Source organism: Paenibacillus sp. MABNR03 (assembly GCF_050455445.1).
Taxonomy (GTDB): Bacteria; Bacillota; Bacilli; order Paenibacillales; family Paenibacillaceae; genus Paenibacillus; species Paenibacillus xylanilyticus.
Window position 1 is genome coordinate 386,269 of sequence record NZ_JBCIYR010000002.1, and the last position, 14,353, is coordinate 400,621.

General features: G+C 49.8%; 13 protein-coding genes. 10 read left to right on the forward strand and 3 right to left on the reverse strand.

The window, feature by feature from the left end; genetic code table 11:
• Positions 1–100 precede the first annotated feature (100 nt).
• The 5 genes from AAIH57_RS10315 (at position 101) to AAIH57_RS10335 (ending at position 5,675) form a co-directional block, all read left to right on the forward strand.
• Positions 101–1,912, forward strand: coding sequence for an ABC transporter substrate-binding protein (locus tag AAIH57_RS10315; protein WP_430021565.1), 1,812 nt, complete (start codon positions 101–103; stop codon positions 1,910–1,912).
• A 70-nt stretch (positions 1,913–1,982) separates the two neighbouring features.
• Positions 1,983–2,993 (forward strand): ABC transporter permease, encoded by a 1,011-nt coding sequence (locus AAIH57_RS10320; protein ID WP_175398018.1) that lies wholly within the window; start codon positions 1,983–1,985, stop codon positions 2,991–2,993.
• 1 nt (position 2,994) lies between these two features.
• A complete protein-coding gene (locus AAIH57_RS10325; RefSeq protein WP_175398019.1) occupies positions 2,995–3,831 on the forward strand; it encodes an ABC transporter permease in 837 nt (278 codons plus the stop codon).
• A gap of 4 nt (positions 3,832–3,835) precedes the next feature.
• Complete coding sequence (locus AAIH57_RS10330; protein ID WP_175398020.1) at positions 3,836–4,849, forward strand: ABC transporter ATP-binding protein; 1,014 nt, start codon at positions 3,836–3,838, stop codon at positions 4,847–4,849.
• Between the two features lie 25 nt (positions 4,850–4,874).
• Positions 4,875–5,675 (forward strand): ABC transporter ATP-binding protein, encoded by an 801-nt coding sequence (locus AAIH57_RS10335; protein ID WP_175398021.1) that lies wholly within the window; start codon positions 4,875–4,877, stop codon positions 5,673–5,675.
• A gap of 272 nt (positions 5,676–5,947) precedes the next feature.
• Here the strand turns inward: AAIH57_RS10335 and AAIH57_RS10340 are convergent, their stop codons facing one another.
• Together AAIH57_RS10340 and AAIH57_RS10345 are read right to left on the reverse strand one after the other, a co-directional pair.
• On the reverse strand, positions 5,948–6,328 hold the full coding sequence (locus AAIH57_RS10340; protein ID WP_312884350.1) for an HU family DNA-binding protein: 381 nt from the start codon (positions 6,326–6,328) through the stop codon (positions 5,948–5,950).
• A complete protein-coding gene (locus tag AAIH57_RS10345) occupies positions 6,328–6,528 on the reverse strand; it encodes a cold-shock protein (protein WP_175398023.1) in 201 nt (66 codons plus the stop codon). Before AAIH57_RS10345 ends, AAIH57_RS10340 begins: the two co-directional genes overlap by 1 nt.
• 171 nt (positions 6,529–6,699) lie before the next feature.
• On the opposite strand from AAIH57_RS10345, the gene AAIH57_RS10350 reads away from it, so the two are divergent.
• Positions 6,700–7,623, forward strand: a complete 924-nt coding sequence (locus tag AAIH57_RS10350; RefSeq protein ID WP_430021566.1) for a tyrosine-type recombinase/integrase — start codon at positions 6,700–6,702, stop codon at positions 7,621–7,623.
• Between the two features lie 82 nt (positions 7,624–7,705).
• On the opposite strand, the gene AAIH57_RS10355 is transcribed toward AAIH57_RS10350, so the two are convergent.
• Positions 7,706–8,218: a hypothetical protein gene (locus AAIH57_RS10355; protein ID WP_430021567.1), complete on the reverse strand. Its 513-nt coding sequence runs from the start codon at positions 8,216–8,218 to the stop codon at positions 7,706–7,708.
• 161 nt (positions 8,219–8,379) lie between these two features.
• On the opposite strand from AAIH57_RS10355, the gene AAIH57_RS10360 reads away from it, so the two are divergent.
• From AAIH57_RS10360 to AAIH57_RS10375, 4 genes are all read left to right on the forward strand, one after another.
• The gene (locus AAIH57_RS10360; RefSeq protein WP_430021568.1) at positions 8,380–10,185 is read left to right on the forward strand and encodes a response regulator transcription factor; all 1,806 of its coding nucleotides are present in this window, start codon (positions 8,380–8,382) and stop codon (positions 10,183–10,185) included.
• Positions 10,182–12,005 (forward strand): cache domain-containing sensor histidine kinase, encoded by a 1,824-nt coding sequence (locus AAIH57_RS10365; RefSeq protein WP_175398027.1) that lies wholly within the window; start codon positions 10,182–10,184, stop codon positions 12,003–12,005. Before AAIH57_RS10360 ends, AAIH57_RS10365 begins: the two co-directional genes overlap by 4 nt.
• A complete protein-coding gene (locus tag AAIH57_RS10370) occupies positions 11,986–13,143 on the forward strand; it encodes a substrate-binding domain-containing protein (protein ID WP_246311043.1) in 1,158 nt (385 codons plus the stop codon). The genes AAIH57_RS10365 and AAIH57_RS10370 overlap by 20 nt, the downstream gene beginning before the upstream one ends.
• A 133-nt stretch (positions 13,144–13,276) precedes the next feature.
• Positions 13,277–14,338: a galactose ABC transporter substrate-binding protein gene (locus AAIH57_RS10375; protein ID WP_430021569.1), complete on the forward strand. Its 1,062-nt coding sequence runs from the start codon at positions 13,277–13,279 to the stop codon at positions 14,336–14,338.
• Positions 14,339–14,353: the final 15 nt, after the last annotated feature.

The following is a 14,353-nucleotide window of genomic DNA, read 5'->3' on the forward strand; positions in this document are numbered from 1 at the left end:
CATTGAGGAAAGAGATGGAATGTTTCGTGTGATATACCTCATAGAATATCGTTAAGTAAGCGCTTCCAAATACCAATATGAATTCACGGAGGGGTTCAGGATGCGAGTCAAGAGTGCTGCAAAACCGCTCATCGCCCTGTTATTATCGGCTGCTTTATTTGCCGGATGCCAAAGTGTTCAGCCACCGTCGGTAAGTGAACCGCAAGGAACGGTAGATCCGCCTGCTACGACCACTCAAAATGAACCAGCACCTCAAACCAACAAGGAGACCCCGCGTAATGAGACGCTGTACGTCAATGGACTGCAATGGGGGCCGCCAACCAACTTCAATCTGCTCAGTGGTAATCCCGCCTTTCCTGTAAATTACGGAAACTCCAGGGAATTGGTGTATGAGACACTGTTTATGGTAAACCAGTTGGATGGCGCGCTTGAGCCGCTGCTCGGCAAGAAGTATGAATGGACGGATGACACCACGCTGCGAATTGAGCTGAACGCGGATGCCAAGTGGAGTGATGGGACAGCTTTTACGGCAGACGATGTTGTGTACACTTATGAGCTGGGCAAAAAATACGACATCAACTGGAGCAGTTTTTGGACCTACATCCAGGAAGTAAAAGCGGACGGACCGCAAGGCGTTGAGATCAAGCTGAACCCTGATAATCCCAATAAACTAACGGTGCTGGATAGTATTGAACTGATTCCCATGCAGCCGAAGCATATCTGGGAAGAGATTGAGAAGAAGAATAATAACGATCTGACCGCGATCCGCAAAGAAATTAACGACAATCCGGTGGGCACCGGAGCTTATAAACTGCATTTCTACAATGATCAGAAAATCACGATTATCCGTGACGACAACTACTGGGGACAGAAACTGTTCGGTAAACTGCCTGCACCCAAGTACATCACTCATGTGATCTACAAGGATAATGCCGCAGGTGATCTGGCGTTCAAGAGCGGCCAAGTGGACGTCTCCCAACAGTTTATCCCGCAGGTGTGGAAAATGTGGGAAGGCGGGGCTCCGATCAAAACCTACCTGAAGGATGCGCCATATTATCTGCCGGGTTCCATGCCAAGCATTTTCTTCAATCTGTCCAAGGCGGGACTGGATAACGCAGACGTTCGCCGGGCCATTGCGATGAGCATCAATTATGACAAAATTTCCGAATTGGCGATGAGCGGATACTCTGCACCGATGCAGCCTTCCCTGACTCTGAACTCGGATGCCGAGTCCAAATACGTTGATCAGAATGCGATCAAGTCGCTGCAATGGACGACGGATATTGAAGGAGCGAACGCGCTGCTTGACCAGATTGGGGCCACCAAAGGCAAAGACGGTATTCGTGTCCTGAACGGAACGCGCCTCGGGCCTTTTGAAATCGAATGTCCGTACGGCTGGTCAGACTGGAATGCTGCCCTGGAGATCGTCGCACAGAGTGCCAAGGCGATTGGCATTGAGATTCGAACCAAATTCCCGGAATCCCCGGTCTGGACCAATGATCTGCAAACCGGCAAATTCGATATCATCATGAACACACCTGCGGGCGGAGTGAGTCCGAGCCAGCCGTGGAACCGCGCCATGACCATTATGTACTCCAAAGGAGTCGCTCCACTCGGCGAGATGGCATTCTGGAATTGGGGCCGTTATCAGAATGACCGTGCAGACGCAATCATTGAAGAGATTCCTTCCGTGTCGGACGAAGCAAAACTAAAAGCATTGTACACCGAGCTCAATACGATCTGGCTGAAAGATATCCCGTCCATTCCACTGATGTACAGACCTTGGGTGTTTGATACCGTGAATGAATCCGTTTGGAAAGGATTCCCGACCGAAGGGGACGGCACCAACATTCCACCGCAGATTTCAATGGATGGCGCAGGCATTAAGGCCCTTTACCAAATTCATAATTAAGCGATAAAAGAACGTGCTCACCTGAGCACCAATATGACCTTATCCGTAAAATTCGGGGGGTGCTGATCCAATGAATGCCTACGCCAGATATGTAGCGAAAAAAGTGTTCTGGTATGGCTTGACCCTGATCATTGCCATTGGATTGAATTTTATTCTGCCAAGATTAATTGAAGGCAACCCGGTGAGCATGATCGCTTCCAAAATGACCGCAGGCATGACCGATTCGGACTCCATCAAGCGGGTGTATGAGACCTTTACCGTTGAATTTGGTATCGATCAACCGCTGTGGACCCAGTTCGGGATATATCTGAAAAATCTGTTCACAGGCAATCTCGGCACATCCTTCGGACTATATCCAAAGCCTGTGACGGACATTCTGGCCTCCGCCGTCCCTTGGACGGTGGGGCTTCAACTTCCGGCCATCCTGGTCGGCTGGCTGGTGGGTAATCTGCTCGGTGCGATTGCAGCATACCGGAAGGGTGTTTTTGATAAAGTGCTGTTCCCGGTGGCCCTGTTTATCAATTCCATTCCTTTTTTTACTCTGGCTATTATTATGCTGTATGTCTTTGCTTTAACACTGAAATGGTTCCCACTGTCCGGGGGATATGACTTCCAGATGGTGCCGCAGTTAAGCTTCGACTTTATCATGTCGGTCATACGCCACCACACCTTGCCGTTCCTGTCCATAGTGCTGGTGACCATCGGAGGTCAGGCCATTGGCATGCGGGAGATGTCCATTTATGAGCTGAATTCGGATTATGTGCTGTACAGTAAACTGCTTGGCATCCGCGATGGCCGCATTGCGCGCTATGTGTTCCGCAACGCCATGCTGCCGCAAATTACTGGACTCGCACTCTCCATAGGCACGATGGTTGGTGGATCGCTGATCTGTGAAATTGTATTCAGTTATCCAGGCATTGGGACATGGCTGTTCACGGCCATACGTCAGCTGGATTATCCGCTCATTTCGGGATGTACATTGTTAATTGCCATCGCCGTACTGCTGGCGAATTTCACGATCGATGTCATTTATGGCTTTATTGACCCACGCATCAAGGCTGCTCAAATGGAGGAACAATGACATGAAGCATTCGATCTCTATTTTGCTGAAGTCGCCCAAGTTTATGATTGGTGCGGTGACTTTTGTAGGCATGCTGCTGCTTGTGACCATCTATCCGCTCATTAATCGCAGTGACCCGCTGGAGATGATTGCAATGGCGTTTCAGCCTCCTGGGGATGGATTGCTGCTGGGATCGGACAATTTCGGGCGCGATATCTTTTTGGAATTAATGTATGGCATTCAGACCTCCATACGGGTGGGATTGATTGCGGGTGTTTTTGCGACGGTGATTGGGCTGGTCATGGGCTTGGTCTCCGGGTATATCGGGGGCATGCTGGATAATTTTCTGACTGCGGTCACAAATATTTTCATCGTGATTCCATCATTCATCATTTTGATTCTCATCTCGGTCAGTATCGATTCCCGCAGCTCCCTCGTGACGGCCATCATTATCGGAATTACGAGCTGGCCATGGACAGCTAGGGCGGTACGCGCTCAGACGACATCCTTGCGCAGCCGGGATCATGTGCATATTGCAAAGATTTCGGGACATAGCACACCGCGCATCATTATCCATGAGATTCTGCCGTATATCGCGTCTTATGTAGTCATGGCTTTTGTGCTTCAGACAGCCTCGGGCATTTTGTCCGAAGCCTCAATCTCGATGCTGGGTCTCGGTCCGTATAACACAATATCACTCGGCATTCTGATGAACTGGGCACTGGTGTTTGAAGCCCCGGTGGCAGGAGCCTGGTGGGCATTTATCCCTGCGGCATTTGCCATCGCTGTCATTACGTTCTCGCTCTATCTGATGAATACAGGCATGGACGAAATCTTTAATCCGAAAATAAGGAGCTAAGACCATGAACCAACCTATACTTCAGGTCAGCGGCCTCAAAACCTATTATCGTACCCGGCTCAAAGAGAACGTTTTTGCGGTCGACGGGGTCGAGTTTGGACTGAAAGAAGGGCAGACGCTGGGCATTGCGGGGGAGTCCGGCTGTGGCAAATCAACACTTGCGCTCAGTCTGATGGGTTTTTATTTCCCACCCCTCCATTATGGTAGTGGTTCGATCCAAATCAATGGCACGGATATTATGCAGCTAAACAAGGAACAGCTTCGCTCCCGTATTCTGGGGAAGGAGATTGCCTATATTCCGCAGGCCGCCATGAATGCGCTGAATCCCACACTGCGCATTATCCGATTCATCGAAGATATCATGAAGGAACATCGCCCGGGGATGAAGCGTACGGAGGTACGGAAGATGGCAGCCGAGCGCTTCCAATCGCTGAATCTGTCCCCGGACGTGCTGGATATGTATCCGAATGAGTTATCCGGTGGCATGAAGCAGCGAACGGTGATCGCGATCTCCACCATTTTAAACCCCAAAGTGCTCATTGCGGATGAACCGACATCCGCCCTGGACGTGACTTCACAGAAGGCGGTCATCCGCCTTTTGAAGGATTTGCTGAAACGGGAAGTCATTAAGTCGCTGATATTTATCACCCATGAGCTGCCGCTCCTGTATCATGTCACGGATGAGATCATGGTCATGTATGCCGGGGAGATTGTCGAGCGGGGAACGGCAGAGCAGATGATTTTCAATCCGCTGCATCCTTATACACGTAAGTTGATGGGATCCATTATTGTGCCGGAAGAGGGGATGAAGGAGCATAAACTTGCTGCCATCCCGGGAGCCCCGCCGAATCTGAAGCATGTGCCCGAAGGCTGCCGATTTGCAGAACGCTGCACGCTGGTTACGGACGACTGTCGTCAGGGCAAGATTGAGAACATCCATGTGGATGAACGGATCTATCGCTGCCTGCTGACACCGGAAATCCTGGAGCAGATCAGGAAAGAGGAGCAGCTTGATTAATGACTCCCGAAAGGAGTGAACCCGCATGGCGATGGGCAAAGTGCTGATTAGCGGCCGTCATTTGACGAAGGTATACGGTACAGGCAACCGTAAAAAGGCGGCGGTAGACGATGTCAGCTTTGATTTTCACCAAGGCGAGATTATATCGATTGTTGGCGAGAGCGGCAGCGGCAAGACCACGCTTGCGAAGATGATAATGGGACTGCTTAAGGAAACAAGCGGGGCCATTGAATACAATGGAAAGCCGAGACAGCTGAGGCGCTATCGTGAACGTAAAGCCTATTGGAAGGATATTCAGGCCATTTTCCAGGATCCATTTTCATCGTTCAATGTCTTTCATCGGGTAGAGAAGCTGCTCGTGGATTGTATCAAACTTCAAGGATTGAAGCTAAGTGATGATGAGGAATACGCCAAAATGAAAGAAGCCTGTTCCTTCGTGAACCTGAAGTTTGAGGAGTTGTACAACAAATATCCGTTCGAGCTGTCAGGTGGACAGATGCAGCGGCTGATGATTGCCCGGATCTTCATGCTGCATCCGAAAGTGCTGATTGCAGATGAACCAACCTCCATGGTGGATGCCTGTTCACGTTCCACGATTCTGGATATGCTGCTCAAGCTGCGTGATGAGAATCGAATGACCATTGTGTTTATCACCCATGATGTGGGTCTGGCTTATTATGTGAGCGACACGATCTGTATTATGGAACATGGGCGGATGGTGGAGGCAGGAAAAGCGGAGGAAATCATTCACCATGCGGAGCATCCTTATACAAGACAGTTGATTAACGATGTACCCAAGATTCATTCTCCCTGGGTGCTGGATTAACATAAATCAAGCCCTGGACCGGATGACAGCGGAACAGGGCTTTTGTAGTCCAATATGAAAGGGTTCGTTCAGCGAGTGGGTGGTGGTAGGGTCTGCTCAGACTCTGCTGATGGGGCTGTTGAATGGGTGTGATCTTTCGCGTTATCCTGGTTCGTCTGCTTGCCGGAATAATAGTTAAGAATATCATCAACGGTAGAAAATACGACATTTACATTATATATATTGTTGTTTGTTTGAATGAAAACCTTCTTTCCAATACAGGGTTTGCTGCCTTAATTAAGTGCCTCTTTCATGGTTAATCCTGCTGTAAATACGGGAACTTTCCCTGCAGGAAGCTGGATTTCTTTGCCCGTTCTCCGACTTCTGCCCATACGCGCTTCACGATCACGTACCTCGAATTTTCCGAATCCAACAAGCTGAACTTCCTTGCCTTCTTTTAAAGCCTCTAAAATCGAATCGAGTACGACAGTTACGGCCTTTTCAGCGTTCTTCTTGGAGAAACCGCCAGATTTGGCTACTTCGGCAATCAATTGTTCCTTATCCATGTGTAATCCCTCGCTTTGTTTGATTTGGTATTCGGTCGGACTGTGATCTGGTAGGTCAGAAACGGAATAAAAACAAAAAGCTGCCTGTAAAGGCAGCTTGAATATAATTAGATGACCGTAACGTTTTCAGCTTGTGGTCCACGGTTACCTTGAGTTACTTCGAATTGAACGCGTTGTCCTTCATCCAAAGTTTTGAAACCGTCGCCTTGAATTGCGCTGAAATGAACGAAAACGTCATTTCCTTCTTGAATTTCGATAAAGCCGAAGCCTTTATCCGCGTTAAACCATTTCACTGTACCTGTTTGCATGTGATTCCTCCAAAAAAATAAGTTTTTTAAACGACCATTTTGATTAGGGCTAATGAGAAATTAACACTGATCAGGTATATTCAAACCACAGACTTGATGTCCGCTAATGTATCGATTAATATGATAATACCATGTCCGCTAATATAAGTCAAGATTTGGAGGTTTTTTTAAATGAGCAAGGCATCTGGGGTTCCGGCACAAGGGGAATTGGTTGTTCAGGAGTTCATACATATGCTTACGAATAAGGGAGAGCTAACGCCCAAAACATTAAGGGAATATGCGAGTGATCTGAAACATTTTATCGAATGGTACAAAGGAAGTGCAGCTGCAAAAGAACATCTCATGCGAATTGAAGACGTGGATACATCGACGTTAACGAGCTACCGGGATCATTCACAGAATGTGCTGCAGTTGAAGCCATCGACCATTAATCGCCGACTTATCACACTGAAGCGTTTCTTCAAATGGGCTGCAGCGGAATCCAGGATCAGCAGTGATCCTTCCAAACCTCTGAAATTCATTCCGGAGGACAAGGTGAGCCCTCGCCGAATGACAGCCATGGAAGAACAATCATTCCTCTCTGCGGTCGAACAGGGCAACTCACTTCGTGATCAGACAATCCTGACCCTCATGTTCCATACGGGTTTACGGACGATGGAGGTATGCAACCTCGAGCCGGTTGATATTGAACTGGGAAAACGAAGTGGGCAGCTTACCGTGCGAGCCGATAAACGAAACGGACAGCGGAAAATCCCATTGAACAAAACGTGTAATCTGATGTTGAAGAAATATATGGCAGGTTTGGATCCGCATAGCCCTTACCTGTTTCCTTCCGAGAAGACCAACGATCGTCTGACCGAGAGGGCACTGCGCCATTTGATTAAAAAGGTGATGACTGCAGCCGGACTGGAGGGGCTAAGTTCACATGATCTGCGTCATCGGTTTGGCTATGCCATGGCAGAGCGAACTCCACTGCACCGTTTGGCGGAAATAATGGGGCACACCAATCCGGACACAACGATGATTTATGTAAAAGGTTTGAATGTTCATCTCTCAGAGCAAGAAAAAGATAGCTCACCATCTGAAGTGGATTGAAGGGCGGGAAGGGTCTATCATATTCGCAATGATTCTGTTAAAACTGGACTTAAGTCAAGAAGCCCTGAACTCTTTAAGCGGATCAGGGCTTCTTGACGATCTGCGTACCACTTTCAAGCCATTTGCGCTTGCCATCTTGATCCAGTTGTTTCTCCATTGTAATGATCGCATAGGTACCATCATGCTTTTCCCAGAACTGAATTGCTTTTGAGTGGTCAGGATTGAGGAGAAGAGCAGGCAGGGTATCTCCATTTTCAAGTAAAGTTCTGCGGGTATCGCTGTAATAGAGATCAATAAAGGAGGAGCGCTCTTTGTGGGGAATCTGATGTATAGCATGCTCCAAACTATAATATAGCTTCCATTCATTTAGGTTTTCCTTATCATCATCACTACCCATCACTCTATGAATTGCTTTTAATCCCCCGCTCCACGAGCGTGTTAATTTATTTCTCAATTCCTCAGAATGATCTTCCCACCTTGATGATTCCGTGGACGACTGGAGTCGTTCGGAGCGTATAGTTTCCGTGATTGCCCCACTACAGAGCAATATTGCACCAATTCCTGTGGTTACCAACCCTGCTTGTAATCTATTCAATGGAATGACACTCCCTTCTCGCATTTTTTGAACAGAATAGATGACTATAATTTACCATAAATATAAGATGTAAGTAATCGGAATAGGAGTTTGGAATCATTTAAAGTAAGCGGTTACATAAATGAAATAATATTGTATAGTATGATGGCAACCTTGGAGGAATGAGCAGAATTGAATTTAGCAACATGCTGACATATGGCTTGTGGCGCGCAGCCCACTCAAATAAAGGGAGGAATTCGCAAGTGTACCGGGTATTGCTGGTGGATGATGAAGAGGATGTACGCGAAGGGCTGGTCGTAGAGGTGGATTGGGAAGCACTGGATCTGCGGATTGTCGGCCTTGCAGAGAATGGCCGCGAAGCGTTGGAGATGGCCGAAAGGGTTGAGCCGGATATTGTGGTGACCGATATCAGCATGCCGTTTATGGATGGACTCGAGCTGGCACGAAGATTGCGGGAACGCAATCCACTCGTGAAAGTTGTCATTTTGACAGGCTATGATGAATTTGATTACGCCAGGCAGGCCGTCTCACTGAGTGTGGACGAATATTTGCTGAAGCCGTTCTCCGCCGGACATCTGACGGAACTGCTGACCCGTCTTCGGGCGCAAATGGCATCTGAAGTGGCAGAACGCAAAGATGTCCAGCAGCTGCGGGATCATTACTATACAAGCCTGCCGCTGGTGCAGGCCGATTTGATGGCTACCCTGCTGCATCGGCAGAAGCCGCCTGCGTACATTCATGGTCAAGCGAAACAATGCGGGCTGGATTTGCAGGGTGAGCGGTACGGGGTATCTGTTTTAACGCTGCATTTGGAGGGAGACGGGAAAAAGAATGGTGGCCATGAGGGTACGTTTAAATCGGAATTAGCCGGTGCAGGCCAACGATCGGTGGAAACGGATAAACATGAAACCGGAGGATCATTGCGTCAATCCGAGGATGCGGAGCTGAAGCAGTTCGCTGCACTTAACATTGCATCAGAGGTGTGGACGGAACATGGGGCAGGACATGCTTTTATGCACCAGGAGGCCATTGTTCTGCTTTTTGTTGACCGATGGGGTCATCCGGAGGGGGAGAAAAGACAGCAGCAGGCACTCGAAAATGTCATCCGGAGCATGAATCATTACTTGCGCATCCCGGCCACAGTGGGGTCAGGGGCAATGGTGGATACACTCACGGATGTGAAACATGCTTATGAAGATGCACTGCTGGCGCTCGACTACCGACTTGTGCCGGGAACCGATTCACTCATCTATATTGCGGATGTGGAGCGGCAGACTGCAGGCAAACTGCGTTTCGACGAGTTGAAGCAGCAGGCACTGACCCGCTGTCTCAAGGCAGGAACCCAGGTAGAGCTCGAAGACGCCCTGAGGATCATTTTCCGGGAAATTACGGTAGAGCATGGACGAGGTGACATCCAGCTATATCTGATTGAAGTTTTAACAACGGTTTGGAAGGCGGCACAGGCATCGGGAGAGGACATGGAAGATATCTTCGGTGCAGGATTTCAGTTGTATGCGGATTTGTTCCGTTTACCTGGATTATTCGAGGCACAGAGCAAAGTGCGGGATGTCTGTATGCTCGTACAACATCGGATTGCCAGCGGACGCCAGCATGTGTACAAAGATATCGTGGAGCAAGCGCTGCTGTTTACGAAGGAACATTACGCCGATCCTGATCTGTCCATACAGAAGGTATGCGGCCATCTGCATATCAGTTCAGGGTATTTTTGCGGTATTTTCAAAAAAGAAGTGCAGCTTACGTTCCTGCAGTATCTGATGCAGATCCGTATGGAGGCGGCCAAGGAACTGCTTCGCTCCACGGAGCTGAAGTCGTTTGAGATCGCGGAACGGGTAGGCTTCGCCGAACCGAATTATTTCAGCTTTTGCTTCAAGAAACATATTGGCATTTCGCCGAAAGAATATCGCAAGCAATCCGCGCTGACAACCAGTGATGGTGCAGAACGATGAGAGCGTTTGCCGGACGGATGGGACAATTATGGCTTAGAATGCGTTCCCGTCTTCGGTCTTCAAAGGTTAGCAGTATCCGGTCGATTATCACGTGGTCCTTTTCCATCTTCATCGTACTGGTGCTCACCGTGATGGCGCTGCTTCTGCACGATAAATTCACACAAGCTGCCGAACGCAGCGCCGAACTGACGACGAGACAGATTGTGGATCAGGTCAGTTACAACCTCGAGGACTATGTCCGGAGCATGTCGCATCTGTACCGGGCCATTGAGGAGCATATGCTGCGGGACGGGACATGGGAAGGGGAACAGGTGGACAAACAGCTTGATACACTGCTCAGCAGCCGGGAGGACATTATCTCGATTACCCTGCTCGATTCCAAGGGCGAGCTGCTTAAGAACAGACCTACGGCAGATTTAAAACCAAGCGCCCATGTGACACAGCAAGGGTGGTTTCAATCTGCGCTCAGAGTGCCGGACCATCTTAGTTTTTCACTGCCTCATATCCAGAATATGTATGCCGGGCCCTACAAATGGGTCGTATCGATGAGTAAAGGGATTACGGTGCGGCAAAACGGTCAGGATCGGCAGGTGATTCTACTGGTGGATATCAACTTCAAACAGATGGATGAACTGAGCCGGCGGGTCAGTCTGGGGCAGCGGGGATACGTCTACATCATCGACGAGAGCGCAGGCAATATCGTTTATCATCCGCAGCAGCAGCTGATGTACATGGGACTCAAAAGTGAAAATATCGAACAGGCTTTGGTCGCCACGGGCAGTTATGAAGATGAAGCCGATGGACAGAAACGGCTGAATACCGTGAAGTCTGTTGCCAATATCGGATGGAAAATCGTTGGAGTGGCCTACCTGGATGAAATTATGACGACCCGCCAGGAGGTCAATGGCTATCTCATCCGGGTGTTGCTGGTTGTTTTGGTGCTCGTCATTCTCGTATCCATGCTGCTCTCTTCCAGTTTGACACGCCCGATCCGGCGCATGGAACGGAAGATGAAGGCTGTGGAACGAGGGGATTTCAACGTGGAATTGACCATCCAAGGACCACTTGAAGTGGAGCGGTTATCCCGTCGTTTCAACCTGATGGTGAACAAAATTCGCACCCTGATGAATGAGATCATTCATGAACAGGAACAGAAACGGCGTCTCGAACTGGAAGCGCTGCAGGCCCAGATTAATCCTCATTTTCTCTATAACACATTGAATTCTGTCGTGCGGATGGTGGGCATGAGTCGTAATGACGAAGTAATTACCATGATCACCTCGCTCTCCCGTTTGTTCCGCATTAGCCTCAGCAAAGGTAAGACCATAATTACCGTCCGCGAAGAGCTGGAACACGCACATCATTATCTGACGATTCAGCAGATGCGATTCAAGCGCAAATTCCGGTTCAGCATCGATGCCGATGAGGATATATTGGATTGCCTGACACTGAAGCTGGTACTTCAGCCGCTGATCGAGAATGCCATCGTGCATGGTATCGAGTATCACACAGAGGAAGGCTGTATTGAGATCCGTGTTTATCGGGAAAAGGAGATGCTGGTGTTTCGCATCACGGACAATGGTGTCGGCATGACAGCGGAGCAGGTGTCAGGACTACTGGGTGGCAGTCCCATCGTCAAGAGTGGTGCGGGTTCAGGTGTAGCCGTGCGCAATGTGCATGACCGAATTCGGCTCTACTATGGGGAAGACTGCGGCCTTGAGTTCGAGAGCGAACTGGAGGAAGGAACGACAGTCTGGATTCGGATTCCGATTCAATGCGAACGGGAGGAAGGCAAAATTCATGATGAAGAACAAGGCTAACAAGGCGTCCATTGGCAGGATGGTCAGTACAGATCCATTTAATGAGTTCAGTCCGTCCATCCTCGGTGTACGCAGCTTCATGGGGATCGTTGCAGTAAGCTGCTGTCTGTTCCTTGGTACAGCCTGTGGTATATCCAATGCGGATTCGGTCCAGCCACCACCTCGTGTCGCTCTGATTACGCCTGCAGGAACAGGTGAACTTGCCGAAGCCATAAGGCTCGGAGCAGAAGCAGCGGCCAAGGAAAATGGGGCTGAACTGATGACCGTGGAGGCTTTTCCGTCTGAGGCGCCAACCCATGCACCAGCCAATCCTGATTCGATGATCCACCTAGAGATGGAGCTGCAGGAATTATCCGGGCAAGGTGTCGGGGCGTACAGTTCACGCGAACAGGCGCAGATTCGGGCGGTCACACAGGCATTGGAGCAGGGGGCTTCCGCTTTGCTGGTTGATCCACTAAGTGAGGAGGCGCTAAGCGAGATCATTCAGAAGGCACAGACTGAGAATGCAAGCGAAATGAGTATTCCGGTCATTGTTCTCAACGATGAGTTTCCCGTGAAGGGCATAACGAGTGTGATTTCTATGGACAATGTGGAGGCCGGACGCCAGGCAGGTGAAGCGATGGCCGAACTTCTGGGAGGGCGAGGCAGCGTAGCTTTGCTGGGGCCGGATCCGGTGAATCCAGGGCTGATCCACCGGGAGCAGGGAGTCTTGGAAGCACTGGAGCAGTATCCTGAGATTCAGGTCGAACCCAAATCCGTATGCGGTACCCGGGATGTGTGCTGGCAGGCAGCGAAGCAGCTGCTGGATGAGCAGCAGGTGGACGGCTTCATTGCCCTTCAGGAACCGGCCTCTCTGGGCGCAGCTGATGAACTGCATCGCCGCAAGCTGGAACATCAGGTCAAGATCGTTGGTTTTGGCAGTGAACAGCAGCAGCTGGAGCAGCTGCAGGAAGGGGTGTTCCAGCACCTCATTGTGCAAAATGGCTTCAGCGCAGGTTATCTTGGATTGAACCAGGCGGTGGCACGGCTGAATGATCAACAGGTCCAGACGAGAGTAACTTTGGAAACGAAGCTGGTAAGCACCGATAATATGTTCTGGATGGATAACCAGAAGCTGCTGTTTCCTTTTGTGCAATGAAGACGGAAGACATATATCAACAGAGGAAGATTTCGATAAAACAGATGAAGATATTGTATTCGAAAATGGTGTAAACCCTTTCATAATAAAGATATCGGTGAAGCCGAATGAACTTGGGGGAGGTCATTAGGATATGAAGAAAACGTGGATGACATTGCTGCTTACCGCATTTATGGTTGCTGCGGCTGGTTGCAGCAGCGGCGGGGACAGTGCGGGCGGAAGTACAGGAACGGACACAGGAGAGCAGGCAGCAGGAGGTACGGAAACGCCGAAGATTGGTGTCGCGATCTACAAATTCGATGATACGTTCATGACGGGCGTACGGAATGCCATGACGGCAGCGGCAGAAGGCAAAGCCACACTTGATATCGTGGATAGCCAGAACGCACAGCCGACCCAGAATGAGAAAGTGGATCTCTTTGTATCCAAGAAATACAGTGCCATGGCCGTAAATCCGGTGGATCGGACGGCAGCAGGCGTCATCATTGACAAGGCCAAGGCGGCAAGCATTCCTGTCGTTTTCCTGAACCGTGAACCGGTAGCCGAAGACATGAACAAATGGGATAAAGTCTACTACGTGGGCGCCAAGGCTGAAGAGTCGGGTACGATCTCCGGCCAGCTGATTGTGGATTACTGGAAGGCCCATCCGGAAGCGGACAAAAACGGGGATGGCAAACTGCAATACGTCATGCTGAAAGGGGAGCCGGGCCATCAGGATGCCGAGCTGCGGACCAAATATTCCGTACAGGCGATCCAGGATGCCGGTATTGAAGTAGAGGCATTGGCGGAAGATACGGCGATGTGGGACCGGGTCAAAGGCCAGGAGAAAATGCAGGCATTTCTCGCTTCCCATGGCGACAAAATCGAAGCTGTGCTTGCCAACAACGATGACATGGCACTGGGTGCCATTGAGGCATTGAAGGCAGCAGGGTACTTCAAGGACGGCAAAGCAATGCCTGTTGTAGGCGTGGATGCGACGGCTCCTGCCATTCAGGCACTCCAGGACGGCACGATGCTGGGGACCGTATTGAATGACGCCAAGAACCAGGGCGCTGCGACAGTGGCTTTGGCTTCCGTGCTTGCTAAGGGTGAGACGCCTACGAAGGAAAATACGGGGTATGACATTACGGATGGCAAATATGTCTGGATCGCCTACAAGAAAATTACGAAAGACAACATTGCCGACGCCCAATAACAGCAGCAGAGAGGG